At 73.9% G+C, this 26977-nt stretch carries 20 protein-coding genes; 9 read left to right on the top strand and 11 right to left on the bottom strand.

Annotated elements, in window-relative coordinates:
* Positions 1-21: 21 nt before the first annotated feature.
* Together pulA and ACGF5U_RS02225 are read left to right on the top strand one after the other, a co-directional pair.
* A complete protein-coding gene (gene pulA, locus ACGF5U_RS02230) occupies positions 22-5418 on the top strand; it encodes a pullulanase-type alpha-1,6-glucosidase (protein WP_392714956.1) in 5397 nt (1798 codons plus the stop codon).
* Positions 5419-5542: 124 nt separating this feature from the next.
* Positions 5543-5893, top strand: coding sequence for a 5-carboxymethyl-2-hydroxymuconate Delta-isomerase (locus ACGF5U_RS02225; protein WP_392714957.1), 351 nt, complete (start codon positions 5543-5545; stop codon positions 5891-5893).
* On the opposite strand, the gene ACGF5U_RS02220 is transcribed toward ACGF5U_RS02225, so the two are convergent.
* Positions 5878-6600 (bottom strand): TetR/AcrR family transcriptional regulator, encoded by a 723-nt coding sequence (locus tag ACGF5U_RS02220; protein ID WP_392714958.1) that lies wholly within the window; start codon positions 6598-6600, stop codon positions 5878-5880. The genes ACGF5U_RS02225 and ACGF5U_RS02220 overlap by 16 nt on opposite strands.
* A 64-nt stretch (positions 6601-6664) precedes the next feature.
* On the opposite strand from ACGF5U_RS02220, the gene ACGF5U_RS02215 reads away from it, so the two are divergent.
* Entirely contained in the window at positions 6665-7075 is a 411-nt protein-coding gene (locus ACGF5U_RS02215) for a hypothetical protein (RefSeq protein ID WP_392714959.1), read from the top strand.
* 48 nt (positions 7076-7123) lie between these two features.
* Here the strand turns inward: ACGF5U_RS02215 and ACGF5U_RS02210 are convergent, their stop codons facing one another.
* The 4 genes from ACGF5U_RS02210 to ACGF5U_RS02195 form a co-directional block, all read right to left on the bottom strand.
* Positions 7124-8200 carry a PDR/VanB family oxidoreductase gene (locus tag ACGF5U_RS02210; RefSeq protein ID WP_392714960.1) on the bottom strand — a complete coding sequence of 359 codons (1077 nt, stop codon included), beginning with the start codon at positions 8198-8200 and terminating at the stop codon, positions 7124-7126.
* Between the two features lie 2 nt (positions 8201-8202).
* A complete protein-coding gene (locus ACGF5U_RS02205; protein WP_392714961.1) occupies positions 8203-9087 on the bottom strand; it encodes a metal-dependent hydrolase in 885 nt (294 codons plus the stop codon).
* A gap of 145 nt (positions 9088-9232) precedes the next feature.
* Positions 9233-11209, bottom strand: coding sequence for a hypothetical protein (locus ACGF5U_RS02200; RefSeq protein ID WP_392714998.1), 1977 nt, complete (start codon positions 11207-11209; stop codon positions 9233-9235).
* 59 nt (positions 11210-11268) lie between these two features.
* Complete coding sequence (locus ACGF5U_RS02195; protein WP_392714962.1) at positions 11269-14385, bottom strand: alpha-N-acetylglucosaminidase; 3117 nt, start codon at positions 14383-14385, stop codon at positions 11269-11271.
* Positions 14386-14446: 61 nt separating this feature from the next.
* On the opposite strand from ACGF5U_RS02195, the gene ACGF5U_RS02190 reads away from it, so the two are divergent.
* Positions 14447-14911: a hypothetical protein gene (locus ACGF5U_RS02190; protein WP_392714963.1), complete on the top strand. Its 465-nt coding sequence runs from the start codon at positions 14447-14449 to the stop codon at positions 14909-14911.
* Between the two features lie 77 nt (positions 14912-14988).
* On the opposite strand, the gene ACGF5U_RS02185 is transcribed toward ACGF5U_RS02190, so the two are convergent.
* Together ACGF5U_RS02185 and ACGF5U_RS02180 are read right to left on the bottom strand one after the other, a co-directional pair.
* Positions 14989-16506 carry a DUF1996 domain-containing protein gene (locus ACGF5U_RS02185; protein ID WP_392714964.1) on the bottom strand — a complete coding sequence of 506 codons (1518 nt, stop codon included), beginning with the start codon at positions 16504-16506 and terminating at the stop codon, positions 14989-14991.
* Between the two features lie 88 nt (positions 16507-16594).
* On the bottom strand, positions 16595-17611 hold the full coding sequence (locus ACGF5U_RS02180) for an NAD-dependent epimerase/dehydratase family protein (RefSeq protein ID WP_392714965.1): 1017 nt from the start codon (positions 17609-17611) through the stop codon (positions 16595-16597).
* A 206-nt stretch (positions 17612-17817) separates the two neighbouring features.
* Between ACGF5U_RS02180 and ACGF5U_RS02175 the strand changes: the two genes are divergently transcribed.
* Both ACGF5U_RS02175 and ACGF5U_RS02170 read left to right on the top strand, forming a co-directional pair.
* A complete protein-coding gene (locus ACGF5U_RS02175; RefSeq protein WP_392714966.1) occupies positions 17818-18393 on the top strand; it encodes a hypothetical protein in 576 nt (191 codons plus the stop codon).
* Between the two features lie 75 nt (positions 18394-18468).
* Positions 18469-19872 (top strand): PepSY-associated TM helix domain-containing protein, encoded by a 1404-nt coding sequence (locus ACGF5U_RS02170; RefSeq protein WP_392714967.1) that lies wholly within the window; start codon positions 18469-18471, stop codon positions 19870-19872.
* 145 nt (positions 19873-20017) lie between these two features.
* Here the strand turns inward: ACGF5U_RS02170 and glnII are convergent, their stop codons facing one another.
* A complete protein-coding gene (gene glnII, locus ACGF5U_RS02165; protein WP_392714968.1) occupies positions 20018-21052 on the bottom strand; it encodes a glutamine synthetase in 1035 nt (344 codons plus the stop codon).
* A gap of 420 nt (positions 21053-21472) precedes the next feature.
* Between glnII and ACGF5U_RS02160 the strand changes: the two genes are divergently transcribed.
* Positions 21473-22396 carry a Gfo/Idh/MocA family protein gene (locus ACGF5U_RS02160; RefSeq protein ID WP_392714999.1) on the top strand — a complete coding sequence of 308 codons (924 nt, stop codon included), beginning with the start codon at positions 21473-21475 and terminating at the stop codon, positions 22394-22396.
* 33 nt (positions 22397-22429) lie between these two features.
* On the opposite strand, the gene ACGF5U_RS02155 is transcribed toward ACGF5U_RS02160, so the two are convergent.
* Together ACGF5U_RS02155 and ACGF5U_RS02150 are read right to left on the bottom strand one after the other, a co-directional pair.
* Positions 22430-23128, bottom strand: a complete 699-nt coding sequence (locus ACGF5U_RS02155; RefSeq protein WP_392714969.1) for a hypothetical protein — start codon at positions 23126-23128, stop codon at positions 22430-22432.
* Positions 23129-23251: 123 nt separating this feature from the next.
* Positions 23252-23614: an arsenate reductase family protein gene (locus ACGF5U_RS02150; RefSeq protein ID WP_392714970.1), complete on the bottom strand. Its 363-nt coding sequence runs from the start codon at positions 23612-23614 to the stop codon at positions 23252-23254.
* Positions 23615-23747: 133 nt separating this feature from the next.
* Between ACGF5U_RS02150 and ACGF5U_RS02145 the strand changes: the two genes are divergently transcribed.
* Both ACGF5U_RS02145 and ACGF5U_RS02140 read left to right on the top strand, forming a co-directional pair.
* Positions 23748-24017, top strand: coding sequence for a hypothetical protein (locus ACGF5U_RS02145; RefSeq protein ID WP_392714971.1), 270 nt, complete (start codon positions 23748-23750; stop codon positions 24015-24017).
* Positions 24018-24242: 225 nt separating this feature from the next.
* Positions 24243-25409 (top strand): winged helix DNA-binding domain-containing protein, encoded by a 1167-nt coding sequence (locus ACGF5U_RS02140; protein ID WP_392715000.1) that lies wholly within the window; start codon positions 24243-24245, stop codon positions 25407-25409.
* Positions 25410-25624: 215 nt separating this feature from the next.
* Here the strand turns inward: ACGF5U_RS02140 and ACGF5U_RS02135 are convergent, their stop codons facing one another.
* Positions 25625-26965, bottom strand: coding sequence for a hypothetical protein (locus ACGF5U_RS02135; RefSeq protein ID WP_392714972.1), 1341 nt, complete (start codon positions 26963-26965; stop codon positions 25625-25627).
* Positions 26966-26977 lie beyond the last annotated feature (12 nt).

Here is a 26977-nt window from a genome sequence, read left to right as displayed (position 1 = left end):
CCTCACCGAGGAGAACCCGCCTTGATACGCCCCCGCCCCCCGTGGCGCAGAACCGCGGCCGTCGTGGCCGCGGCGACGGTCGCGGCACTCGTCCCGGTCGTCGCACCGGCGTCCGCCGCGCCCCGGCCCCCGGCGCCGCCGTCCGACAAGAAGCTGGCGGCCGAGCCCGCCCGGCACGACCTGACGCGCGAGCAGTTCTACTTCGTCCTGCCGGACCGGTTCGCCAACGGCGACCGGAAGAACGACCGCGGCGGACTGACCGGCTCCCGCCTCGCCACCGGCTACGACCCCACCGACAAGGGCTTCTACCAGGGCGGCGACCTCAAGGGCCTCACCCAGCGGCTCGACTACATCAAGGGCCTCGGCACCACCGCCATCTGGCTCGCGCCGATCTTCAAGAACCAGCCCGTACAGGGCGAGGGCGACTCGGCGTCCGCCGGCTACCACGGCTACTGGATCACCGACTTCACCCAGGTCGACCCGCACTTCGGCACCAACGCCGACCTGGAGAGGCTGATCGACAAGGCCCACGCCAAGGGCATGAAGGTCTTCTTCGACGTCATCACCAACCACACCGCCGACGTCGTCGACTACAAGGAGAAGTCGTACGGCTACCTCTCCCAGGGCGCCTTCCCGTACCTGACGAAGGACGGCCGCCCGTTCGACGACGGCGACTACGCCGACGGAACCCGCCCGTTCCCGAAGACCGACACGGACTCCTTCCCGCGCACCCCCGTCGTCGCGCCCGACAAGAAGAACCTCAAGGTCCCGTCGTGGCTCAACGACCCGACGATGTACCACAACCGGGGCGACTCCACCTTCGCCGGCGAGTCCGCCGAACACGGTGACTTCTTCGGCCTCGACGACCTGTGGACCGAGCGTCCCGAGGTGGTCGCCGGCATGGAGAAGATCTACCAGCGCTGGGTCCGCGACTTCGGCATCGACGGCTTCCGCATCGACACGGTCAAGCACGTCAACACCGAGTTCTGGACCCAGTGGGCCACCGCACTCGACGCGTACGCGGCCAAGCGCGGCCGCGACGACTTCTTCATGTTCGGCGAGGTCTACTCCGCCGACACCTCCGTCACCTCGCACTACGTACGCGAGGGCCGGCTCGACGCGACGCTCGACTTCCCGTTCCAGGAAGCCGCCCGCCAGTACGCCTCCCAGGGCGGCTCGGCCGCGAAGCTCGCGTCGCTGTTCGCGGACGACCACAAGTACACGACCGACAAGGCCAACGCCTACGAGTCGGTCAACTTCCTCGGCAACCACGACATGGGCCGCTTCGGCACGTTCCTCAAGCAGGACAACGCCGACGCCGACGACGCCGAGCTGCTCCGCCGCTACCGGCTCGCCAACGAGCTGATGTTCCTCAGCCGGGGCAACCCGGTCGTCTACTACGGCGACGAGCAGGGCTACACCGGCGCCGGCGGCGACAAGGACGCCCGCCAGACCCTGTTCGCGTCGAAGACCGCCGACTACCTGGACGACGACCAGCTCGGCACGGCCCGCACCCACGCCGCCGACGCGTACGACCCCGCGCACCCGCTCTACCGGCAGATCGCCGCGCTCGCCAAGCTCCGCAAGGCCCACCCGGCGCTCGCCGACGGCATCCAGACCGAGCGCTACGCCGCCGACGGCGCCGGCGTGTACGCCTTCTCGCGTACGGACGCCACGACGAGGACCGAGTACGTCGTCGCCGTCAACAACGCCGACCGGCCGCAGACCGTCGAGATCCCGACCGGATCCGCGGCGATGGACTTCCGCACCGTCCACGGCGGTTCGGCCACCGTCACCAGCGGCGCCGACATGAAGATCACCGTGACGGTCCCGGCCCTGTCCTCCGTCGTCCTCAAGGCCGCGGGCCCGCTCGCCGCCCCCGCCAGCGCGCCCACCGTCGACCTGAAGGCCCCGGCCGCCGGTGCCACCGGCACCGTCGACGTCACCGCCGACGTCGACGGCGGACAGCTGAACCGGGTCGTCTTCGCCGCCCAGCAGGGCAACGGCAAGTGGCAGGTCCTCGGCTCCGCCGACCACGCCCCGTACACCGTCAAGCACAAGATCACCGCACCGGCCGGCACCGCCGTCCGCTACAAGGCCGTGGTCGTCGACTCCCGGGGCCGCACCGCGAGCGACCTCGCCAAGACCGTCGCGGGCCGTGCCCCGGCCGCCGAGGTGCCCACCGCCACCCAGCGGGACTACGCGATCGTCCACTACAAGCGCGCCGACGGCGACTACACCGACTGGCGCCTCTACGCCTGGGGCGACATCGCCGACGGCGAGGCCACCGAATGGCCGGCGGGCCACGCCTTCACCGGCCGTGACGCGTACGGCGCCTTCGCCTACGTCAAGCTGAAGCCGGGCGCCTCCAGCGTCGGCTACCTCGTCATCGACAAGGACGGCAACAAGGACGTCTCAGCCGACCGCGCCATCGACCTGTCCAAGACGGGCGAGGTGTGGGTCGAGCAGGGCAAGGAGCAGGCCCTGAACCAGGCGCCCGACGGCGCCTACCCGCCGCAGGACAAGAGCAAGGCCGTCCTGCACTACCAGCGCACCGACGGGAACTACGACGGCTGGGGCCTGCACGTCTGGACCGGCGCGGCGAACCCCACCGACTGGTCCAAGCCCCTCATGCCGGCCCGCACCGACGCGTACGGCGCCGTGTTCGAGGTGCCGCTCGCCCAGGGCGCCACGTCCCTCAGCTACATCCTCCACAAGGGCGACGAGAAGGACCTGCCGTCCGACCAGTCCCTGGACCTCGGCGGCCTCGGCCACGAGGTGTGGATGCTCGGCGGCCAGGAGAAGTACCTGCTGCCGCAGCCCAAGGGCGGCGGCGCCGCCCTGGACCTCGCCAAGTCCCAGGCCGTCTGGATCGACGCGAACACCGTCGCCTGGAACGCCGCCGACACGGCCGCCTCCAGCCAGCTGGTGTACTCGCCCACCGGGTCCCTCGCCGTCAAGGACGGCGCCCTCACCGGTGAGGACCGCGCGCACTGGCTCCGGCTGACCAGGACCGCGCTGACCGACGCCCAGAAGGCCGCGTTCCCGCACCTGGCGAAGTACACCGCGTACACCGTCGACCCGCGCGACCGCGACCGGGCGCGCCAGGCCCTGCGCGGCCAGCTCGTCGCCACCCAGCGCGCCGCCAACGGGGCCCTGCTGTCGGCGACCGGTGTGCAGATCGCGGGCGTCCTCGACACCCTCTACGGCGAGCGGGCGAAGGCCAGGGCCCTCGGCCCGGTCTTCAGGAACGGCACCCCCACCCTGTCCGTGTGGGCGCCGACCGCGCAGTCCGTCGCCCTGGAACTCGACGGCAGGACCGTCCCGATGAAGCGGGACGACACCTCCGGCGTCTGGTCGGTCACGGGCGCCGCGTCCTGGACCGGCAAGCCCTACCGGTACGTCGTGAAGGTCTGGGCGCCCACCGTCCAGAAGATCGTCACCAACCGGGTCACCGACCCGTACTCCACGGCCCTCACCACCGACTCCGCCCGGAGCCTCGTCGTCGACCTCACCGACCCGAAGCTCGCCCCCCGCGGCTGGGACACGCTGAAGAAGCCCGCGGCGGTACCGCTGCGGGACGCCCAGATCCAGGAGCTGCACGTCCGTGACTTCTCCGTCGCGGACCCGACGTCCCGGCACCCCGGCGGCTACCTCGCCTTCACGGACACCACGTCCGACGGCATGAAGCACCTGACGAAGCTGGCCCGCAGCGGCACCTCGTACGTGCACCTGCTGCCCGCGTTCGACATCGGCACCATCCCCGAGAAGAAGTCCGGCCAGACCGGGCCCGACTGCGACCTGACGTCCTTCGCGCCCGACTCCGACGAGCAGCAGAAGTGCGTCGCGGCGGCCGCCGGCAAGGACGCCTACAACTGGGGCTACGACCCGCTGCACTACACCGTGCCCGAGGGCTCGTACGCCTCCGACCCCGAAGGGACCCGCCGCACCGTCGAGTTCCGGCGGATGGTCCAGTCCCTCAACGGCGCCGGCCTGCGCACCGTCATGGACGTGGTCTACAACCACACCGTGGCGAGCGGCCAGGACGACAAGTCGGTCCTCGACAGGATCGTGCCCGGCTACTACCAGCGGCTCCTCGCCGACGGCTCCGTGGCCACCAGCACCTGCTGCGCCAACACCGCGCCCGAGAACACCATGATGGGCAAGCTCGTCGTGGACTCCATCGTTACCTGGGCGAAGGAGTACAAGGTCGACGGCTTCCGCTTCGACCTGATGGGCCACCACCCCAAGGACAACATCCTCGCCGTCCGCGCGGCGCTCGACTCCCTCACCGTGGCGAAGGACGGCGTCGACGGCAAGAAGATCATCCTGTACGGCGAGGGCTGGAACTTCGGCGAGGTCGCCGACGACGCCCGGTTCGTCCAGGCCACCCAGAAGAACATGGCCGGAACCGGCATCGCCACCTTCTCCGACCGGGCCCGGGACGCCGTACGCGGCGGCGGCCCCTTCGACGCCGACCCCGGCGTCCAGGGCTTCGCCTCCGGCCTGTTCACCGAGCCCAACGGCTCGGCGGCCAACGGCACCCCGGCCGAGCAGAAGGCCCGGCTCCTGCACTACCAGGACCTGATCAAGGTCGGTCTCTCCGGCAACCTGTCCGGCTACACCTTCACCGACACATCGGGCCGTACGGTCAAGGGCTCGGACGTCGACTACAACGGCCAGCCCGCCGGCTACGCCGCCGCCCCCGGCGAGGCCCTCGCCTACGCGGACGCCCACGACAACGAGACCCTGTACGACGCGCTGGCCTTCAAGCTGCCGGCCGGCACGGCGCCCACCGACCGGGCCAGGATGCAGGTCCTCGCCATGGCGACCGCCGCGCTCTCGCAGGGCCCCGCCCTGTCCCAGGCCGGTTCCGACCTGCTGCGCTCCAAGTCCCTGGACCGCAACTCGTACGACAGCGGCGACTGGTTCAACCCGCTCCACTGGGACTGCAGCCTCGGCAACGGGTTCGGGCGCGGCCTGCCGCCCGCCGCCGACAACCAGGACAAGTGGTCGTTCGCCAAGCCGCTGCTGTCGTCGCCTTCGCTCACCGTCGGCTGCCCCCAGATCGACGGCGCGTCCGCCGCGTACCGGGACCTGCTGAAGATCCGTACGACGGAGAAGGACTTCAGCCTGGCCACGGCCGACCAGGTCCAGTCCGCCCTGTCCTTCCCGCTGTCCGGCAAGGACGAGACCCCGGGCGTGATCACCATGCGCCTCGGCGACCTGGTCGTGGTCTTCAACGCCACGCCCGAGCGGCAGGAGCAGACCGTCACCGGCCTGGCCGGCCGGGGGTACGCCCTGCACCCGGTCCAGGCGAACGGCGCCGACGCCACCGTCAAGGCGTCGTCGTACGAGGCGGCGTCCGGCACCTTCACGGTCCCGGCCCGCTCCGTGGCGGTCTTCACCGCCCGCTGACCGGCCAAGCCGGGACCCGCACGGCCGTGGCGCCCCGCTCCCTCGCCGGGAGTGGGGCGCCACGGCCGTCCCGGCATCCGGGCGGCGGTTGTGCGACCGCGACGGGCCGGGTGAAGGTAGGGGCATGCCGCAGATCACCGTCGACTACTCCGCCCGCCTCGACCAGTCCTTCGACCGGCAGGGCTACGCGCGCGCCCTGCACCCCGTGGTCGTCGAGACCGTCGCCGCCAGGACGGCGGCCTGCAAGACCCGCACGCGCCGCGCCGATGACGTCGTGGTCGGCGACGGCACGGGCGACGACGCCCTCGTGCACGTGGACATCGCGCTGCTGGCCGGCCGCACCGACGAGGCGAAGGCACGCCTCGGCGAGGCCGCCGCGGCCCTCGTACGGGACTTCCTCAAGCCCGTCGACGGACTCACCGTGCACGTCTCCGCCGAGGTACGGGACCTCGACGCGTCCTACCGCAGCGCCTGACCCGGCACCGCCGCGACGGCGGACAGCAGCGTCCCCAGCCGGGCGACGAGGTCGCCGAACGGCCCGTCCAGCGGCTCGTCGGCGAGGATTCCGGCCACGATTCCGGCCATCTCCGCGTCGTACGCGGCGCTGACCGCCATCAGCGCCGCGAAGTCGTGCACGAGCTGCAACTCCAGCTCGGCGCGCGGTATCCGGCGCCCGTCCAGCCAGATCAGCGCCGTCGACTCGGCGAGCGACACCCAGGAGCGGACCACCAGCTCAAGCCGGGCGGGCGGGGTCCGCACCCCGAGGTGGGCGAGGATCTGCTCGTACGCGGCCTGCCGCACCTCGGCGATCATCGCGTTCGTCGCCGAACTGCCGGCCGCCGGGCCGCCGCGCATCAGCGCCGAGAAACCCGGCCCGTGCTCGTCCACGAAGTCGAAGAACCGGCCCATCACCCGCAGCAGCCGCGCCCCGAGCGGTCCCTCGTGCGGTTCCATGAACCGGCCGGCCAGCTCGTCCGCCGCCCGGCGCAGCGCCGCCTCGTACAGGCTCTGCTTGCCCGGGAAGTAGTGGTAGACGAGCGGCCGTGAGATCCCCGCCGCAGCGGCGATCTCGTCGATGGACACCTCGTCGGGGGAGCGGTGGCTGAACAGTTCCAGCGCCACCCCGATCAGTTGCCGCCTGCGCTCCTCGACGCCCATCCTGCGGCGCACCCCGGTCGTCATGCGAACAGCCTAACCGTCGCCCTTCGAACGGCGGCGGCCACAGCGTCCGTTACGCTCCGGGAACATGAGCACACCGGACCAGGACACGCAGGTCACCGAGGGCGCCGACCGGGCCGCCGACGAGGCGCCCCGGGGCGCCGTGGACGCCGCCGCCCGTGACACCGAGGCCGCTGCCGAGAACGGCGCCGAGGACGGCGACGGCACCGACGCGTCCCAGGACGGCCTCACCCCGCGCCAGGCGCGGCGGCTGCGGGTCGTCGTCGCGACCGTGCTGCTGGTCACCCTGGCCGTCGTGCTGGCGCTCCGGCTGGCCAGCCGTACCTCCGTCCTCGTGGTCGGCGTGTACGGGCTGGCCATGATCCTGTGCGGAGTCGTCATCGAGCTCAGCAGGAACGGCCGCACCCGGCTGGGCACCTGGCTGCTCGCCACCGGACTGGCCGCCGCGCTGGCGGCCGACTGGCTGCTGCTGCCGTAGACCGGGCCCGCGGATCCCGCCGGCCCGGTCCACGGCTCTCGCCGCCCGTCACAGATCCAGGACGAGCCGTTCGCCACGGCAGCGGGAGACGCAGATCAGCATCGAGTCATGCCGCTCGTCGTCCGTGAGCAGCTCGTCGCGGTGGTCGATCTCGCCTTCCAGGACGCGCTGTTGGCAGGTGCCGCAGAACCCCTGCTCGCACGAGTAGGAGACGTGCGGGACCTCGGCCCGTACCGCCGCCAGCACCGACTGGCCGGCCGCGACCGCGACGGTACGGCCGGAGCGGCGCAGCTCGACGTCGAAGGCGCCGCCGCCCTCCTGCGCGGCCGCCGCGAAGCGTTCCAGGCGGGGCGCACGGCCCAGCGCCCCGGCCACCGCGTCCATCAGCCCGTCGGGTCCGCAGCAGTAGACCTCGGTCTCGTCCGGCAGCGCCGTGAGGAAGCCGAGGTCCGGCAGCCCGTCCTCGTCCTCCGCCACCACGGTGAGCGCGCTCCGCTCGCCGTCCGCGGCCAGCTTCTCCAGCTCGCCCAGGAACGGCATGGTGGCCCGGGTGCGCCCGCAGTACAGCAGCCGCCAGTCCGCGCCGGCCGCGTGGGCGGCCCTGACCATGGGCAGTACGGGCGTGATGCCGATGCCGCCCGCGACGAAGACGTACGCGGGGGCGTCGACCAGCGGGAACCGGTTGCGGGGCCCGCGGATCTCGACCTCCTCGCCCTCGTGCAGCTGTTCCCGCACCTCCAGCGAGCCGCCCCGTCCGTCCTCCAGGACGCGGGTGGCGATGGTGTAGGTGCCGGTGTCGGCCGGGTCGCCGCAGAGCGAGTACTGGCGGACGAGGCCGGACGGCAGGACCAGGTCGAGGTGGGCGCCCGGCTCCCAGGGCGGCAGTTCGTCGCCCTCCAGGCGGAGTTGGACGACGCCGTCGGCGGGGGAGGTGCGTTCGGTGATCAGGACGCGCCGGCGTGTGGTGGACGCGCGCCGGCCCTGCCCGGAGACGGGCTCGTCCAGCGCGGGCATCGGCCACAGCGGGGCGGCCTGGACGCGCCGCCGCAGCGCGCGCCTGACGAGGAGGGCCGCTCCGGCGGCGAGGACGACGGTACGCGGCCGGGGCGGGAAGAGTCGCGGCATGCTCAGGCACCTCCACGTGCGCCGGGCGACGAGGCGAGATAGGCGACGGCCTGGGCCGTACTGCCCTCCTGCGAGGGGTGGTAGGCGCGGCTCAGGTAGCGGGGGACGGAGCGCAGCATGTCCGGTGTCGACGGCAGGACGCCCTCACGGCCCTTGCGGACGAACTGCCCGACGCTGGGTTTGCCCGCGAGCAGCGTCGGGTCGTTCTCCATGAAGAACCGGACGCCGCGCTGCCAGAGGAACACGAGCGCCGAGAACGCCAGCGCCCAGGTCCGCACCCGGCGCCGGTAGCCGCCGTCGACGTGGCGGAACACCTCGAACGCGACCGACCGGTGCTCGACCTCCTCGGCGCCGTGCCAGCGCAGCAGGTCCAGCATCACCGGGTCGGCGCCGCGCCGGTCCAGCTCCTCGGCGTTGAGCACCCAGTCGCCGAGGAACGCGGTGTAGTGCTCGATCGCCGCGATCAGCGCCACCCGCTCCATCAGCCACCACCGGCGGGCCCTGCCGGGCGGCAGGGTGCGGTCCCCGAGCAGCTTCTCGAAGAACCAGTCGACCTGCGCGGTGTACGGGGTCGGGTCCAGGCCCAGCTTCCTGAGGTGCGGCAGCACGTCGTCATGGGCCTGGGAGTGCACGGCCTCCTGGCCGATGAAGCCGATGACGTCCGCACGCAGCCGGTCGTCGTGGATGTAGGGCAGCACCTGGCGGTAGACGTGGATGAACCAGCGTTCGCCCGCGGGCAGCAGCAGGTGCAGCACATTGATGGTGTGGGTGGTGAACGGGTCGCCGGGAACCCAGTGGAGCGGGGTCTCCTCCCAGTCGAAGGAGACCTTGCGGGCCTTGAGCTCTGTCCGCTCCGACGTGACCTCTATCGGCTGCGTATTAGACATGGCGTCAATGTACTGATGGGTACGCCGATGCGACAGAGGTGTGCGACCGGTATTTACGCGGGAGTCAGCAACGATCCACGAGGCACGCTCCACCCCGTCGCGCGGCCGCCGGCGGGCCCACCCGGAGCCACCGGCCGCCGCACCCTCACCGCAGCCCCTCGACCTTCGTCCCGTCATCCAGACGACCGGTCAGCTCGGCCCGCGCGCCCTGCTCGGCCTTCACGGCCAGCAGCCGGCCCTCCGCGCTGCCCGTCACCCCGCCGGACGCCGCCAGCGAGACGACCCCCGGGCTGCCGGCCGCGAGCACGTACCACTGCGCGCCCTTCTTCGCCTGCCACAGCACCCCCGCCAGGACGTGCGGGCTGCGCGCCCCGCACGCCGGCGAGTTCTCCGCCTTCGCCACGACCGCGCCCGGCGCGCCCGCCGCACCACCCGGCGCCTGGAACTGCGCCAGCACCCTGCTGCCCGGACCCCGCCACGTCTCCGCACGGGTGCACAGCCAGGCGGCCGTCCCGGTGCCCTCACCCGGCAGCTCCTGTTCGGCGAACCGCCACGAGTTCACCGACCGCACGCCCAGCCCCCGCACCGACGGCAGCAGGCACGCCGTACGCGCCCACTCCGCACGCGACCCGCCGTCCGCCACGTCGACCGGCGCCGACGGCGGCCCGGAGGTCAGCCGGGCCGGGGTGAGCTCACCGAGATCGGTCAGCACCCGCGTCCCGACCCCGTCGCTCAGCTCCACCGTGTCCCACGAACGGCAGTCGCTCGCCGCCGCCGGGCTCTGCATCGGCGCCGTCACCCCGTGCGCGTCCCGCTCCAGCGGACGCGGCTTCGCGGCCGGGTCCAGCAGGTTCCGTACCGCCGTACCCCGCACCCAGGGCGCCGTCAGATACCGCACGTTCGCATGGGTGCGGCCCACGACCAGCGCGCCCGAGGCCGCGGTGTCCGCGCCGTCCGTCCGCGCGAAGTCCAGCGCCGCGCCCTCCGTACCGTCCACCGGCTCCGCGTACCGCACCGCCCGCAGACCGTCGTGGAACAGCACCACGCGCGCGTTGTCCACCTCACCGGCGAACAGCAGCTGCGGCGGGCCCATCGGCGGCCCCGGCAGCGTCCCAGGAGTGGCCGACGCCTGCACCCGCGGACCCGGCCGCGCCCACACGGCCAACGCCCGCCGCAGCAGCGCCTCGTCGTCGACGAGCCCGCCCCTGGCCGGCCACACCGAGAAGTCCGTACGGGCCGAGCGCTGCCACGCCACCGGCGCCACCCGCATCAGCTTCCCCGGGTCCAGGGCCGCCTCCGACGCGGGATTGCGCGCGTACGGCGGCGCCGCCGCGCCGTCACGGCCCCAGCCGTCACCCGGCAGCCCCAGCAGCGCCCCGCACACCACCGCGGCGGCGGCCGCCGCGAGCGCCGCCTTCGTGTGCTGGCGGCGCCGCATCAGATCCGTCGGCCTGGCCTGCAGGGAACACGGGTCGAACTCCGCCGACTCCAGCAGCGAGGCGCCGCCGACGCCGCCCGGCGCCTCCACCCCGTCCGCCTCGGCGAGCGCCGCCTTCGGGTCGGCGACCCCGGCCGCGGCGAGCACCCGCCGCACCTCCGCGTCGCCCTGCCGTTCGAGGCCGCGCAGCACGTACGCCGCCCGGCCGGGCCCGGACAGCGCCGACAGCCGCTGGTCCATGGCCAGTTCGTCGGCGCCACCGGAACGCGGGAACAGCCGCAGGCCCCACACATGCGGCAGCACCGGCGGCAGCTGCGCCCGCTTCGGCCACGCGGCCCGCTTCAACGGCAGCCCCGCGTCCAGGGCCTGGCGCAGCACCCGGCCGCGCACGAACGCGTACCCCGGGTCGACGGCGTCCTCCGGGCGGCGCTGCACGGGCATCGCGGCGGCCTCGGCGGAGGTGCGGCGCCGGGGCAGCGCGCGCTGCACGAGCGCGTGCGCCGTCAGGACCCGCCGGTTGCGGCCGAGGGACGGCGGCAGCACCAGATAGGCGATGCGGACGAGCCGGGGGTAGTGCTCGACGAGCGCCGCCTCTGCCTGCTCCACGTCGATGGGCGCGGTGGCGGAGGCCGGCTCCGGGGCTTCCTTGGCGTGCTGGGCTTCCTGGGTGCTCACGTTCAGCAGAACGAGCGAATCCGGTCAGGGTCACCCGCCCGCCGTCCCCCGAACGGTCACCCGCCCGGTCACGCCCAGCCCGTCACCCCGCTGAACAGGACCGTTCCGCGGGCTCCGCCTCCGCCGTTCGCCGCGGTCATGAACAGGCCCGCGTCCGAGGCGGCCGCCGTGCCCGGCACACGGACCGTGGCGACCGTACGCCATGTCGTTCCGCCGTCCGTGGAGCAGGCGCCGGTGAACGCCCCGCCGGCCCTGGACAACCGCAGCAGCACCGGAGCGGTCACGCCCCGCAGCCGCCGGTAGTCGTCGATCATGCCGTCGCCGTCCCCGTCGTACGACAGGGCCACCCCGTACGACGGGGTCACGGCCAGGTTCAGGAAACCGCCCGAGCCGGGCTCGGCGAGCGCGTTCCCGACGATGATCCCGGCCCGCGCCCAGCCGGCCGTGGCGTCCTGCGCGTCCACCCGCACGGTCAGCGTCCCGCCGTCCGCGAGGGCGGCTTTCCGGTAGAGCGCCCCGAACTCGCTGTGCGCCTTCCACAGGTCGTGACCGCCGCCGTTGACGGCGTACCGGTCGCCGAGCCGCCCGAACACGGCACCGCTGTTGGTGTACGTGCGCCACGCCCCGCCCACCGGTCCCGCGACGTACAGCTCGCCCCGCAGGACGGTGGTCACCGGAGGCTCGCCCACCGGCCCGTACGTGGCCCGCAGCGTGTACGGACGCGGCTCCACCGGGTCGGCCAGGGGACGGCCGGGGACGGTGACGTGCCAGTCGGCGGTGACGGAACCGGCCGCCGGGACGGGACCCGGGCGGCGCACCGGCCCGTCGTCCAGGGCCAGTTCCACCGGGCCCGTCGCCCGCAGGCCGTTGACGTTCCGGAACGTGGCGGTGACGCGGGCGGTGCCGCCGGGCGGCACGGCGGCGGGCTCGCAGGAGACGCTGACGGCGCCCTGGTAGGGGGCGCGGGCGAGGACGTCATGGACGCGGCGGGCCGTGCGGTACGGATCGTGCGGCGGCCGCAGCGGATACGCCCGGGTCTCCCGCGTCCACGCCTCCTCACCGGCGTACCAGTCGATCGGTTCCGGTTCCCGGCCCTGGACGAGCGCGTCCTCCAGCTCGTCCAGGTACGCCCGCCACTGCGGCAGGTGCACGTCCGCGATGAGCCCCGACCAGTCCCGGTTGGCGTAGTTCGCGAGCCGCCCCGCGTCCGCCGTCGGCCGGTCGGCCCAGGTCGTGACCAGGGCACGCGCGGTGCGCTCCAGGCCCTCCCCGCGCGCGTCCGCCAGCCACGGCCCCAGCAGGAACGCGCGGTGCGAACCCGCCATCTCGTCGCTCAGCCGCATCAGCCGCAGCCACAGCCGCGACAGCGCCCGGAACGTCGCCAGGTCCCGCCGGCCGTAGGCGTCCTCCAGCTGCCCGATCAGCTGCCACGACCGGTTGGCGAGCGCCTGCCGCCCCAGGTCGGTGAGGTCGTGCCGGTACGCGTCCGAGCGGCGCAGCGACTCCCGGACGCCGAGCAGCGCCGCGAACGCCCGGTCGAAGCGTGCCGGGTCGAAGGCGGGGGAGTGCGTCGCGTAGTGCGCGCCGGAGCGGGCGGCCAGGCTCGGCCGGGCGGCGAACACCGAGTCGTGCGGACGGCCGTCACGGCTGGTGATCCGGTACGCGGTGTCCCGCAGGACCGCGAACGCCTCGCGCGCGCTGTCGTCCCGGCCGCCGAACCGCAGGTCGGCGTAGTCGGCGAACCAGCGGTCGCGGTCGACGGGCTCCCCGCGCCAGGCCAGTTCGGAGAACAGCTCGAACGCCGCCGGGTCGCGCTCGGCCGCCTCCGGCATGTACGCGGTGCCGACGAGCGCCGAACCGGGCTTGTCGCGCCACGCGGGGAACCGCTCGGCCCACACATGGGTCTTCGCGCCGATCGTCGTACGGCCGCCGAAGTTCGGGATCGTGCCGAACGCGTACGGGGCGCCGCCCCAGTCCCGCTCCCGGTCGGTGACCGCCTCCAGGTCGGACAGCCCGTCCACCACGAGGAGCCTGCTCCTGTCCAGCGCGTCCAGCAGCTCGCGGCGCGGGTTGCCCTGCCAGCCCAGGATCACCCACGTGGCGTCGGGCCGCGCCGCCCGCAGGGTGGACTCGACGGCGCGGGCCGCGTCGGCGACCGGCACGTCACCGGCCGAGCCGCCCTCGTGCAGCAGGTCCATCTTGACGTGCCGCACCTCACCGAACAGCTCCGTCTGGTACCGGTAGAACGCGGCTCCCACCTCGGCGAACACCGGCGTGCGCGGGTCCAGCCAGTCGGGCCTGCGCAGCTGAGCCCACCGGCCCTGCGGGACGGTACGGGCCCCGGGGTTGCGCTCGGCGAAGCCGTCGGGGACGGTACCGAACCAGCCGGGCAGCACCGGGTGCATGCCGAGCTCGCGGAGCCGGTCGGTGACGCGGCGGCCGAGCGCGGCACGGCGGGCGATGAGCCCGGCGTCGACGGGCCCGCCGTAGCCGCTCATGTTCTGCAGCAGCCACCAGGGCTGGTGGGAGGGCGCGGGCAGCCACGCGCGGGCCTCGGCGTCCGTGTACCCGAAGTCCCGCAGCACCCGGTGGTAGACGGCCTCCTGGCCGACGGTGACCAGCACCTCGTTGCAGCCGTGCAGGGCCAGGACGTCGATCAGCCGCTCCCAGCGCGGCCAGTCGGCGTACGGGGCGGTGTAGCCGTCGTGCGTGTCGTTGAACGCGAACCGGTGCGGGACGGTGGCCTCGCGGGCGAGCGGCGCGGCCGGCGCGGGCAGCCGGCGCGGCAGCCGCAGCTGGGAGCCCGACCAGGAGACGTGCGCCCCGCACACGTACTTCAGGTACCAGTGGACACCCGTGAGGAGCGCGGCCGCCCCGGTGGCGGCGACCTCGACGCGCCCGGTGGAGCCCGAGACCCGGAACCGCTCGGGCCCGTCCGGCAGCAGTGTCAGCCGGAACTGGTCGGCGTGCGCGGGCAGCAGCCGTACGAGCGCGTCCCGGGCGGCGCGCGTGGCGTGAGCGGCACGGGCGGGACGGGCGGGACGGGCGCTCGCGGCGGGTGCGGCGGCGGGGGACGCGGGCCCCGCGGGCGCCGCCGTGGCGGACGTACGCCCCGAGACGGCGGCACCCGCGCCGAGCGCCCCGGCGGTACCCAACAACGTACGGCGCGACCATGGTGTGAGCACGGGGCGCACGTTACCCACGGTTCTCACCCGGAACAGGGGTACGAAACGGCACCATGGCCAGATGCGCACGGAGCGAACTCGTATGGCCGCGTCGATGGTTCCCCTGCTGGCCGTCTTCGCCCTGGCGGGCTGCACGGCGGACGGCGGGGAGCGCCGCGCCGACACCGTCCCGCCCACGGCGGCCGGCACCCTGGAGGAGCTGGCCGACCGGGCGGAATGCCGGCCGGACATCCAGACCGAGGCGGCGGAGATCCGTCAGGCGAACTGCGCCACGGCGTACGGGACGTACGTCCTGACCACCTTCGCCACCGACCGGGGGCAGCGTGAGTGGATCAACGGCGCCAAGGACTACGGCGGTGTGTACCTGGTCGGCCGGAAGTGGGCGGCGGTCGGCGAGCCCGAGGTGATCACAGCACTGCGCGGCCGGCTCGGTGGCGACGTGGAGACCGCCTCGCCGCACCACTCGGGGAACAGTGGTGGTGATGGGGGGAGCGAGGAGGACCACTCGGGTCACCACGGGAGCTGACCGCGCAGTCGGGGGTGGGGCTGTGGGGGGAGGGTTTCCCTCCGGGCCCTTCCGGGCCCGAAGGGGGCTTTCAAGGGTCAGGTGCACCGTCGTCCGGTGTTGATGCAGTCCACCATCCGTGCCATCAGACCGCTGTCGAAGACATTGATGAAGTCACCGTGATCGGTGATGGGTTTGTGGAGCTGCTCCGGGAACGAGTCCACGGCGAACACGGACCCCGGCGGAACGTCGTAGACGATCCGCTGCACGAGCTGGGGGATGGCCCGGAAGCCCTCGGGGCAGCGGCCGTCGTCGTCGGCGAACGCCACATGTGTCCGGTGGTTGGCGCTGTCGACGTTCTGGCCGTCCCAGCAGCTCTGGAAGTCGAAGGTACGCACCACCTGACTGCCCTGCGGGCAGATCGGGTACTTGTCCTTCAGCTGCCGGTCCTCGAATCCGGTACAGCTCCATGACGCGTTGGCGTTGGCGTCGCCGTTGGTGAACGCCTTCGCGTCACCCGTGATGATCCGCAGGAAGCGCGGCATCTGCGTCACCTTGGAGACGGGGCTGCCGACGAAGTTCAGCGTCACCTCGGACGGCGTCTGGATGACACCGACGTTCTGGTCCTTGCCGCCGCCGTCCTCCCCCGCGTCCTTGTCGTTCTGCCCGTTCTGCACCCGCAGGACGGGCCAGTAGTACGTGGACCGGTCACCCTGGTTGCGGCACGTCGTCCGGCCCTTGGCGAGGATCCGGTTGTTGGCGAAGGCGTTGTTGGCCTGGTTGCCGACGTAGTCGTGCATGTGGTGGGCGCCGTTGCGCACACCGGGCGCGACGATGACGTTGTCCGGGTTGAACTTGCCGTTCTCGTTCCGGCCGCAGTCGGTGGTGAAGGTGCCGCGCGACGCGCCGCGCAGCTGACGCGGTGTCCGGACGTTCGGCTGGACGGACTGGATGTCGACGAAGTCGGCGGCGACGGGCCCGTTCCCGGCCTGGCCCTGTCCCTGGCCCTGACCTTGGCCCTGACCTTGACCTTGACCTTGGTCCTGGTCTTGCCCCTGGTCCTGGCCTTGATCGTCACCCTGGCCCTGGTTCTGGCCCTGGTCCTGTCCTTGGCCCTGGTCCTGGTCCTGTCCCTGGCTGTCGTCGGCGCGCAGGGTGCAGGGCGCCAGGCTCTCCATGCCCTGGGGGCGCTCGGCGACACGGCCGATCGCGATGGCGATGCGCTCGATGCTCGCCCGCCGCTCCTCCTTCAGCGGATTGAGGATGGCGTTCTCGGCCAGCGACGGATCGCGCTGGATCTCGTCCCGCTGGTTCACGAGCCGCTGGTACGCGTCCGTGATCCGGTTGTCCATCCTCGCCAGTTCCAGGTCCACTTCGCCCCGTGCCTGGTCGGGCACCTCTTCGGGCAGACCGTTGGCGACCTCGGGGCAGTCGATGGTGGAGTACCGCTGCCCCGAGCTCCTCAGTTCCTGCTGCTGTCGCGACGGGTCGGACCAGCCTTGCCCCGCCGATGCGTAGACATTGACCGCCAGCAGTCCGCCGCCGCCCAGCAGGAGGGCGGCCGAGGCGGCGATGGCCCGGTTGGCCAGTGTCGAGCGTTTTCGTGTGCGTCCCATGGAACTCCAATCCCGGCAGGGAACCAGCGCTCCTTTCCATACGGACGCACCGCCCCTCGTGTTCAACCGGAACCGGAATCGCCGTAGTTCACCCGCCGAGCGCCTTCGCCTCCTGCTCCGGCGACACCCCCTTGGTGCTCCGGTCGCCGCGCTGCGGCGCCACCCCGCCGATCGACCGCAGCCACGCCCAGGTGTCGGCGACCGTCTCGCCGACCGGGCGGCACCGCAGGCCCGCCGCGAGGGCCTTCGACACATCGGCGGTGTGCATCGCGTCGTACACCTCGCCCGGCGGTATCCAGACGGGCAGTCCCGTCCACGGCTCGATGCCCGCGTCGGCGATCGCCTCCGGCGACGTCCACCGCAGGGTCGCGTCGGCACCGGTGACCCGCACACAGCTGTCGAGGAGCTCGCCCATCGTCGCGAACCCGGGCGGGCTCACCAGGTTGTACGGGCCGGAAAGCCCCGCCTCCGCCGCGTCCAGCAGCCAGTCGGCCATGTCCCGTACGTCGATGTACTGGATCGGCAGTTCGCGCGGCCCCGGCGCGAGGACGTCGCCGCCCCGGGCGATCCGGTTCAGCCACCACGGCAGCCGCCCGACGTTCTCCCAGGGGCCGATGATCAGACCGGCGCGGCCCAGCAGGGCGCGTTCGTCGCCGAACGCCTGGAGCGCCGCCAGTTCGCCGCCCCGCTTCGCCTCCGCGTACGGCACCTCGTCCCCGGCGCCGCCGTCCGCGCCGGCGCCGCCCGCGTCCGGCGAGCCCGCCACGAGCGGCCCGTCCTCGGCGAGCCCCGCCGCCGGAGGCCAGGCGTACACGGAGCGGGACGACACGTACACGTACCGGCCCGCCCGGTCCGCGAGCAGCCGGGCGGTGTCCCGTACGGCCGCGGGCGCGGCCGACCAGGTGTCCACGACCACGTCCCACTCGCCCCCGGCCAGCGCGCGGAGCCCGCCCGGTGCCGTGCGGTCGCCGCGCAGCGACACCGCGCCGGCGGGCGCCGCGTGCCGGCCCCGATGGAAGACCGTCACGTCCCAGCCCCGGCCGACCGCCGCCTCCGTCACGGCCCGCCCCGCGAATTCCGTACCACCCAGGATCAGAAGTCTCATGAGACGAACCATGCCTGCGGGAGCCGCCCGTCACGCCCGACTTCCGCTGCGAGAGGAACACTTCCGCTGTCAGGGGAACGGTTCCGCCGTCCAGGGAACGGTTCCGCCGTCAGGGGAACCCTGCCGCTGCCTGGGGAACAGTTCCGCCAGTCAAGGGAACACTTCCGCTGCCAGGAGGAACACCGGGATGGCAGCATGTCCTCACCATGACGGACGCCCGCTCGCCGCTACGCGCCCTGCGCGCCGCGCTCTTCGCCGCGATCTGCGTCGTCCTGGCCGCTGTGGGGCATTCGTCCCTGTCCGCGCACCATGTCCCGGCGAGCTCCCTGCTCCTCGCGTTCGGCGCGACCGGCACGCTCGGCTGGCTGGCCGGCGGTCGCCGCCGGGGCACGGCGTTCATCGGCACGGGCGTCCTCGCCGTACAGGGCGTCCTGCACCTGACGTTCTCCGGCGCGGCCCCGCAGCACCACGCGCATGAGGCGGCGGGCCCCATGGGCGCGTCGGCAGGCATGCTCGCCGTGCACGCGCTGGCCGCCGGGGCGTGCGCGCTGTGGCTGTCCCGGGGCGAGGCCGCCTTCTTCCGGCTCGCCCGCACGGCCTTCGTACCGCTGCGGCCGCCGCTGACCGCCGTGGCGCTGCCGCACGCGCCGAGCCCGCCGCGTGCGCGGCCCCGTACCGCCGACCGCCGCCGTCCCGGCGTCGTCCTCGCCCACAGCCTGTCCCGGCGCGGCCCGCCCTTCCTGTCCGCACCCCGCGCCACGGCCCCCGGCACCCACGTCTGACCGACCGTCCGCCGGAGGCCGCTTCCTGCGTACCCGCAGACGCCGACATCCGAGAACAGGACAGGACGGACAGCCATGCCCGCCGACACCACCACAAGAACCACGACGGCACCCGCCGACGATCCGACCGCCCCCGCGTCCGGAACCACCTGGAGCGCCCTGCGCCCGCTGGTCCTGCGCGTCCACTTCTACGCCGGGATGCTGATAGCCCCGCTCCTGCTCGTCGCCGCGGTCAGCGGACTGCTGTACGCGCTCTCCTTCCAGGCCGAGCGGATCGTCTACCGGCAGGAGCTGGAAGTCCCCGTCGGGGACAGCGTCCTGCCCCTCTCCGAGCAGGTCGCCTCCGCGCGGCGCGCCCACCCCGACGGCACCGTGACGGCCGTGTGGCCTTCGGCCGAGGACGGCGCCACGACCCGCGTGCTGATGACCGCCCCCGGCGTCGACGAGGGCAAGTCCCTCGCGGTCTTCGTCGACCCGTACACCGGGCAGGTACGGGGAGACCTGCCCAGCTACGGCAGCTCGGGCGCCCTGCCACTGCGCACCTGGCTGGACGAGCTCCACCGGGACCTGCACCTCGGCGAACCGGGCCGCGTCTACAGCGAACTCGCCGCGAGCTGGCTGTGGGTCGTCGCGCTCGGCGGCCTGCTGCTGTGGCTGGGTCGCAGGCGCCGCACGAAGCGCGCGCTGTTCCTCCCGGAGGGCGGCCCCCGCTCCCGCCGCCGCACCCTGTCGTGGCACGGCTCCGTCGGACTGTGGGCCGTCACCGGACTGGTGGCGCTCTCCGTCACCGGCCTGACCTGGTCGACGTACGCGGGCGAGAACATCGGCTCCCTCCGCGAGCGGCTCGGCGGTGCCACACCCGCCATCTCGGCCGCGGTCGGCGGCACGGCGGCGGGCGCGGGCGGGCACGAGGGCCACGGCGCAGGCCACCCCGGCCCGTCCGCGCCCACCGGCACGGACGTCGGCATCGACACGGCGGTCGCGGCGGCGAAGGAGGCCGGGATCGACGGCCGCATCTCCGTCACCCTGCCCACCGACGGCAAGGGCTACGTCGTCAAGGAGACCGACACCCAGTACCCCGTCCATCTGGACTCGGCGGCCGTCGACCCGGCCACCGGGCAGGTCATGGACACGCTCCGGTTCGCCGACTACCCGCTGCTCGCCAAGCTGACCCGGTTCGGCATCGACGCCCACATGGGCGTCTTCCTCGGCCTCGCCAACCAGCTGGCACTCGCCGCGCTCGCGCTCGCCCTCGTCCTGCTGGTCGTGTGGGGCTACCGCATGTGGTGGCAGCGCAGGCCCGGCCGCCCCGTCCCGGCCGGGGCCTGGCGGAAGGTGCCGGTGACCCTGCTGCTGCCGCTCGCCGCGGCGACCGCGCTGGTCGGCTGGTTCGTCCCGCTGCTGGGCCTGAGCCTGCTGGCGTTCCTGGCCGTCGACGCGACCCGCTCCCTGGTGGCGCGCCGCCGCCAGGGCGCGTAGCCGCACCCGGCCGGCCCGCCGCACGGCCCGCGCGCGGGATCCGTACCGTGCGGCGAAGGCGGGTCCGGGTACGGCGAAGGGGGCGCCCCACCGGAGGACCGGTGGGGCGCCCCCTTTCGGTGAGCGCGGCGTGGCCGGGCGTCGATCAGACCTGGCCGGCCTTCTCCAGGGCGGAGCAGCAGGTGTCCACCAGCAGACGGGTCACGACGTACGGGTCGACGTTGGCGTTCGGGCGGCGGTCCTCGATGTAGCCCTTGCCGTCCTTCTCGACCTGCCACGGGATGCGGACCGACGCGCCGCGGTTCGAGACGCCGTAGCTGTACTCGTTCCACGGGGCCGTCTCGTGCAGACCGGTCAGACGGTCGTCGATGCCCGCGCCGTAGTTCTTGACGTGGTCGAGCGGCTTCGAGCCCTCGCCGAGCGACTCGCACGCGGTGATGATCGCGTCGTAGCCCTCGCGCATCGCCTTGGTGGAGAAGTTGGTGTGCGCGCCCGCGCCGTTCCAGTCGCCCTTGACCGGCTTCGGGTCGAGCGTCGCGGAGATCTTGAAGTCCTCGGCGGTGCGGTAGAGCAGCCAGCGCGCGACCCACAGCTGGTCGGAGACCTCCAGCGGGGCCAGCGGGCCCACCTGGAACTCCCACTGGCCGGGCATGACCTCGGCGTTGATGCCGGAGATGCCCAGACCCGCCTTCAGGCAGTTCTCCAGGTGCGCCTCGACGACGTCACGGCCGAAGATCTCGTCGGCGCCGACACCGCAGTAGTAGCCGCCCTGCGGGGCGGGGAAGCCGCCGGCCGGGAAGCCGAGCGGGCGCTCGCCGTCGAAGAACGTGTACTCCTGCTCGATGCCGAAGATCGGCTCCTGCGCGGCGAACCTCTCCGCGACCTCGGCCAGCGCGGCGCGCGTGTTGGAGGAGTGCGGGGTCATGTCCGTGTTGAGCACCTCGCACAGGACGAGGATGTCGTCACCGCCGCGGATCGGGTCCGGGCAGGAGAACACCGGCTTCAGGACGCGGTCGGACGCGTGCCCTTCGGCCTGGTTGGTGCTGGACCCGTCGAAGCCCCAGATGGGCAGCTCGGCGACGTTCGCGGCGGAGGAGCCCGTCATTATCTTCGTCTTCGAGCGAAGCTTGGCGGTCGGCTCAGTGCCGTCGATCCAGATGTACTCAGCCTTGAAGGTCACGGGGCCTCATCCTTTGCGGGTGCAGCGGTATGCCGCGCAGCTTGGCAACAGGGGATTTCCCGGCCGTTGCCCGTTTGTGAACCCCGTGTTACTCGGGTTTCCCGTGTTTCACGCGACCGCTGTGCGGTGGTGTGGGCCTACGGGAACGGGCCGGAGCGCCGGGGCGGCGGCGGGTGGTGGCCCCGGATCCGACCGGTCCGGCCGCGCGCTCGCGAGGGAGGCACACTGGCCGTCATGACGACACCGCCGCCGCAGCAACCGCACCCGGCCACCGCCACGGCCGCCACGGCCGTCGGCTCGGCCGCCACCACCACCGGTACGGCCGCGACCGGCTCGGCTGCCACCGCGACCGCCGGCTCGGCCGCCGCCACCATCGCGACTGGCTCGGCCGCCGCCACCACCGGCTCGGTCGCCGCCACCATCGCGACCGGCTCGGCCACGGCCACCTCCGAGCCGGGGCGACTCCCGCGCGTCGGGCTCCTGGGCACCGGCCCGTGGGCCGCGCGCACCCACGCCCCGGCCCTGGCGGCGCATCCCGGCGTCACGTTCTCCGGCGTGTGGGGCAGGCGCCCCGACGCGGCCGCCGCACTGGCCGGGGCCCACGGCACCCGCGCGTACGACGACGTGGACGCCCTGTTCGCGGCGAGCGACGCGGTCGCGTTCGCGCTCCCGCCCGACATCCAGGCGCCGCTGGCCGCGCGGGCGGCGGCCGCCGGCTGCCATCTGCTCCTCGACAAGCCGGTCGCGACCGACGTGGGCGGCGCCCGTGAGGCGGCCCTCGCGGCCGAGAAGGCAGGCGTGGCGTCCGTCGTCTTCTGCACCCTGCGGTTCGCCGCCGCCACGGCGCCCTGGGTGGCGGAGCAGACGGCCGCGGGCGGCTGGTTCCTGGGGCGGGCGCACTGGCTGGGGGCGCTGTTCTCGCCCGGCTCGACCAGCGCGTACGCGGCGTCGCCGTGGCGGCGGGAGAAGGGCGCCCTATGGGACGTGGGCCCGCACGTGCTGTCGGTGCTCCTCCCCGTACTCGGCGACGTGACGGAGGTCGCCGCCCTGGCGGGCCCCGGCGACCTGCGGCACCTGACCCTGCGTCACGCGTCCGGCGCGAGCAGCACGGCGACGCTGACCCTGAGCGCTCCGGTCGCCGCGGCGGACGCCGGCGTCACCCTGTTCGGCGACCGCGGCCGGGCGGTCATGCCCGGCTGGGCCGACGCGGCGGGCGCCTTCGGGTCGGCGGTGGACGCGCTGCTGGCCTCGGCACGCGGCGGGGTGCCGCACGACTGCGACATACGGTTCGGGCTGCGCCTGACGGAGATCCTGGCGGAGGCGGAGGCCCTGGTGGCCGACTGAGCCCCCGCCAGGCGCCACGCGGCCGTACACCTGCTAGCCGACGCGTTCGATCCGGGCGTTGCGGATCAGGAACTTGCCCGGTTCGCGGACCTGCTCGAACGCGGCGTCGTTCAGCAGGACGCAGCTCCCGGAGACGGAGGTGACCTCGACGGTCGTGGACTTGGCGTTGTCGAGGTTGGTCACCTTCAGCAGGGTCCCCGCCGGGAACTGGCCGCTGGAGGCGGCCGGAGCGCCGCCCTCGCCGGACAGCGTGACGGTGGACCCGGCGCACACCACGTCCCCGGCGGCGGCCGGCGGCTGCGCGGCGGGGGGCTGCCGGTCGGCGGGCGGCTGGGCGTCCGCGTTCCCGTCGGCCCCGGCGCCGGCGCCCGGCGCTTGCGCACCCGCCCCGGCGCCCGGTGCCTCCGCACCCGCCCCGGCCTGCGCATCCGCCCCGGCGCCCGGTGCCTCCGAACCGGCGCCGACGGCGCATCCGGAGGCGGCCTGTTTCCGCTTGATCTCCTCGATCACCGCCTGCCGGTTGGCGATCCGCGCCTCGGACTGCGCGTCCGGGTTGGCCCGCTGTCCGGCGATGAACCGTTCGTTGTTGCCCAGAGCCGTGGCCAGCCCGTCGCAGGCCACCGACGCCTGACTGGTGCCGGTCATGGCCACCGCCGTACCGCCGGCCACCACGGCCGCGCCGACGAACAGGGCGAGCTTCTTCCTACCGCTGAGGGTCTTCTTGCGAGACACCTGGGACTCCTGTCCCCGGCCGCACGGGGGACGGCGGCCGGATCGGTTCCGTGTGTCCCTACGTACGAGTAACAGGACGCCGGTGTTCAGCCGTCGGCCAGGCCGGTCCGTCCCGCCGGGCGGTCACGACCGGGAGAGCGCGTCCCTGACCGCCTCGTCCGTCCGGGCCACCACGGCCGTACCGTCGTCGGCGGTGATGATGGGCCGCTGGATCAGCTTCGGGTGCTCCACGAGCGCGGCGATCCAGCGGTCGCGGGCCGCGGCCTCCCTCGGCCACTCCTTCAGCCCGAGCTCCTTCGCGGCGGCCTCCTGGGTACGGGTGATGTCCCACGGCTCCAGCTCCAGCCGGTCCAGTACCTCCCGGATCTCCGCCGCGGACGGCACGTCCTCCAGGTAGCGGCGGACCGTGTACTCCGCGCCTTCCTCGTCGAGCAGCTTCAGTGCGCCACGGCACTTGGAACACGCGGGATTGATCCAGATCTCCATGCCCGTCACCGTACCGCCCGACCCCCTCAAAGCCCTGCTGGCCAGGGCCGATTGTCAGTGGTGGCCGGTAAAATCGAAGTAGTTCGTGAGGGCCCGGGGGAGGGTCCCCACACCACGCACCAGGAGGTCGCCGATGGCTGTTGCCGCGATCACGACACTGCCCCTCGAACCCTGGAAGCCCCTTCGCAAGAAGCCACTGCCGGCGGGCCAGCCCCGCGAGTGGTACGTGAGCCACAACCGCCGCCTCAAGGCCATGCGCCTGGCCATCGCCCTGCTCGACTCGGGCGTGTACGTCCCGTCGAAGGCCGACAACCGGACGATACGGAGCACGGCGGAGCGCATCGGTGTCCACCCGCCGTCCGACCTGACGTGCCGGATGGTCAGGACCCTGATCCGCCGCTGACGGACCGTACGGAGCCCTTGCCCTTGCCCCGGCGCGGCCCCGCACGGCCGATGAGCCGGGGCAAGGGTCCGGCGTTCCGCGCGCCGGGCCCTACCCCCCACACACACCGCGACGAGGTTTCCCATGAGCGCACAGCCCGCGACCCACCCCGACCCGGAGCCCGCCCCGGACCCGGACCCTGGGCGCGGGCCCGGCTCCCGCCCCCTGGGCCGGGCCCGGCCCAGGATGCGCGACGACGAGCGGCGGGCCCGGACCGGTGTGCGTCACCACCTGGCGCCCGCCGCCCGCGCGACGACCGTCGAGGAGGTCGCGGCATCGCTCACCGCCCTCCACGGCACCGACCCGGCGACCGTGCACCTGGCCGTGGGAGCCCGCCTCACCGACGAGGCGGCCCCGGCGGGCCCGGTCCCGGCCATGGAACACGCGCTGTACGAGGACCGCAGCCTCATCCGTATGCACGGCATGCGCCACACGGTGTTCGTGCTCCCTGCCGCGCTGGCGCCCGTCGTCCAGTCCTCCACCACACACGCCGTCGCAGCCCGCGAGCGTGCCGGGCTCATCAAGCAGCTCAAGGCGGGCAGCTCGCTGGACGAGACATGGCTGGCGGAAGTGGAGCAGTCCACGCTCGCCGCCCTGGAGAGACGCGGCGAGGCCACCGCCGCCGAACTGGCCGAGGACGAACCACGCCTGCGCGAACAGTTCCTGTACGGCCCCGGCACCGGCTACGAGCAGCGGCAGACCGTGTCGTCCCGGCTGCTGCGCCTGCTCGGCACCGAGGCACGTGTCGTACGCGGCAGACCGCTCGGCTCCTGGACGTCCAGCCGGTTCCGCTGGGCCGTCGCGCCCGCCCTGCCCGAACTCCCCGCCGCCGAGGCCCAGGCGACGCTCACCCGCCACTGGCTCGGCTCCCACGGCCCGGCCACCGAGGCCGACCTCACATGGTGGACCGGCTGGCGGGTCACCGAGGTGCGCAAGGCACTCCGAACGGTGGGCGCGGTGGAGGTGGACCTCGACGAGGGCGCCACCGGCTACGTCCTGCCTGACGACACGGCCCCCGTCGAGCGCCCCGCCCCGTGGGCCGCCTTCCTCCCCGCGCTGGACCCCACGCCCATGGGCTGGCGGGGGCGCGCCTGGTACCTCACGTCCGAGCACCGCGCGGAACTCTTCGACCGCAGCGGCAACATCGGCCCCACCGTCTGGTGGGACGGGCGGATCATCGGCGGCTGGGCCCAGCGCCCGGACGGTGAACCGGTCTGGCGCCTGCTCACCGACCCGGGCCGGGAGGCGGCCGCCGCGATCGAGGCGGAAGCCGCCCGCCTGCACGCCTGGCTGAACGGCACCCGTGTCACCCCGCGCTTCCGTACGCCCCTGGAGCGCACCCTGTCCGCGTGAGCCACAGGGCGACCGGCGGCGCGGGGCACGGGACAGGGCGTCCCACGTACCCGTGTCGGTCTCGCTGTATACGACGTCGACGGTGCGCCCGGCCGCCGCGAGCGCCCGCAGCTCGTCGGCGACAGCAGGACATGGCGGCTGAACAGATGCGCACAGCGGTCGAGCAGCGCCGCCGCCTCAGCCCCGCCGCGCGGAAAGTCACCGGGCGGCGGCCATCAGCCCTGTAAGGACCGCTCGGCCCAGCCGCGCAGTTTCGGGTCCGGGTCGTCCAGGAGGCGGACCGACGCCCGCAGCCGGACCATGCCGCCCTGGCCGACGAGCAGCCGGAACGCGGCCAGCCGCGTGTGCCGTGGCCACTCCGGGGCCAGGCGCGGCGTCAGCCAGTCCTCGGGCAGCGGCCGCGCCGACCCGGCGAGCGCCAGGGTCGCTTCGCGGGCGACGGCCGGGGCGTCGTCGATGAGCGGCCGCAGCCGCTCCACGTCCACGTGGCCCAGCGTGCGCAGCCCGGCCACGGCACGGGCCCGGACCGTCGGGACGGGGTGCCGCAGCAGTGGACCGAGCAGCGCGGCGTCCGCGCGCGTGCCGCACTCGGCGAGGCCGATGGGCGCACCCGGCGGCAGCGCCTCGTCGGCCGGGTCCGCGCACCACGCCTGGTACAGGGGGAGCGGGTCCGTGCCGCCCTGGCGCAGGACGTAACGAGCGCACGCCCGCACCAGCGCGGAGCGATCGGTCAGGAACGGCCGCGCGGCCTCCGGCCGCCCCGCGCGCCGCAGCGCGGTGACCCCGGCCGAGCGGGCCCGCGGGTTACGGGCGGAGAGGAGCGGCCGCAGCACCTCGTCCACGCCGTCGCCGTCCGCGCCGTCGGCGTCCGCTTCGGCCAGGCCCGCGAGCGCGGCCTCGGCACACACGTCCTGCACGACGGCGTCGTCGTCACCGGCGGCGGCCCGAGCCCACTGGGCGGGGGAGAGCACCTGCTGCTCCAGGGCGACCCCGTATGCCAGGCGCCGCACGGCGCGGTCCCGGTCGGTGAACAGGGGCACGAAACGTTCGCTCGGGCCCCGGCGCAGGGTGTCGCTCAGCAACTCGACGCCGAACCCGCCGCGCTCACGGCGGCCGACGCGCACCAGGAGCCGCGCGAGCACGGCGGTCTCCTCCGCCCCGAGCTGGGGCAGAGCGTCCCGCAGCAGCACCCGCGCCCGCTCGCACACCGGCTCGGCCCAGTCGGCACCGCGGATGACCACCAGCGGCAGCAGACCCGTCCGCGTCGCCGCGCGGCCTGACTGTCCCAGTGGCCTCAGGTGCTCCACCACCCGCCCGAGCGCGGCCTCGCGGACCCTGCCGTCGGGATGGCACAGGGCGACGGCGAGCCGCCCCTCGGTGAGCGCATCGGCACGCCTCCGGAACGCCTCCGCCCGCTGCCGCGATCCCCCCGCTGCCGGGCCCTCGACCTCTTCCCGCGCCGGCAGCGACGTCCGGTGCCGCCACCCCGCCTCGCGTACGGCGGCGTCCAGCGCGAGCCAGGTACCGGGATCGGCGACGTCCATCACGTCCCGCACGGACGCTCCTCG

It is taken from the genome of Streptomyces sp. NPDC047886, from assembly GCF_043204435.1.
Lineage (GTDB): Bacteria > Actinomycetota > Actinomycetes > Streptomycetales > Streptomycetaceae > Streptomyces.
The sequence above is the reverse complement of the archived record's forward strand: the minus strand, read 5'-3'. Positions and strand labels throughout refer to the sequence as shown.

Coding starts and splice junctions, on each gene's coding strand:
- ACGF5U_RS02225 (WP_392714957.1), top strand. CDS start 5,543: ATGCCGCAGATCACCGTCGACTACTCCGCCCGCCTCGACCAGTCCTTC.
- ACGF5U_RS02220 (WP_392714958.1), bottom strand. CDS start 6,600: ATGACGACCGGGGTGCGCCGCAGGATGGGCGTCGAGGAGCGCAGGCGG.
- ACGF5U_RS02215 (WP_392714959.1), top strand. CDS start 6,665: ATGAGCACACCGGACCAGGACACGCAGGTCACCGAGGGCGCCGACCGG.
- ACGF5U_RS02210 (WP_392714960.1), bottom strand. CDS start 8,200: ATGCCGCGACTCTTCCCGCCCCGGCCGCGTACCGTCGTCCTCGCCGCC.
- ACGF5U_RS02205 (WP_392714961.1), bottom strand. CDS start 9,087: ATGTCTAATACGCAGCCGATAGAGGTCACGTCGGAGCGGACAGAGCTC.
- ACGF5U_RS02190 (WP_392714963.1), top strand. CDS start 14,447: ATGCGCACGGAGCGAACTCGTATGGCCGCGTCGATGGTTCCCCTGCTG.
- ACGF5U_RS02185 (WP_392714964.1), bottom strand. CDS start 16,506: ATGGGACGCACACGAAAACGCTCGACACTGGCCAACCGGGCCATCGCC.
- ACGF5U_RS02180 (WP_392714965.1), bottom strand. CDS start 17,611: ATGAGACTTCTGATCCTGGGTGGTACGGAATTCGCGGGGCGGGCCGTG.
- ACGF5U_RS02175 (WP_392714966.1), top strand. CDS start 17,818: ATGACGGACGCCCGCTCGCCGCTACGCGCCCTGCGCGCCGCGCTCTTC.
- ACGF5U_RS02170 (WP_392714967.1), top strand. CDS start 18,469: ATGCCCGCCGACACCACCACAAGAACCACGACGGCACCCGCCGACGAT.
- ACGF5U_RS02150 (WP_392714970.1), bottom strand. CDS start 23,614: ATGGAGATCTGGATCAATCCCGCGTGTTCCAAGTGCCGTGGCGCACTG.
- ACGF5U_RS02145 (WP_392714971.1), top strand. CDS start 23,748: ATGGCTGTTGCCGCGATCACGACACTGCCCCTCGAACCCTGGAAGCCC.
- ACGF5U_RS02140 (WP_392715000.1), top strand. CDS start 24,243: ATGCGCGACGACGAGCGGCGGGCCCGGACCGGTGTGCGTCACCACCTG.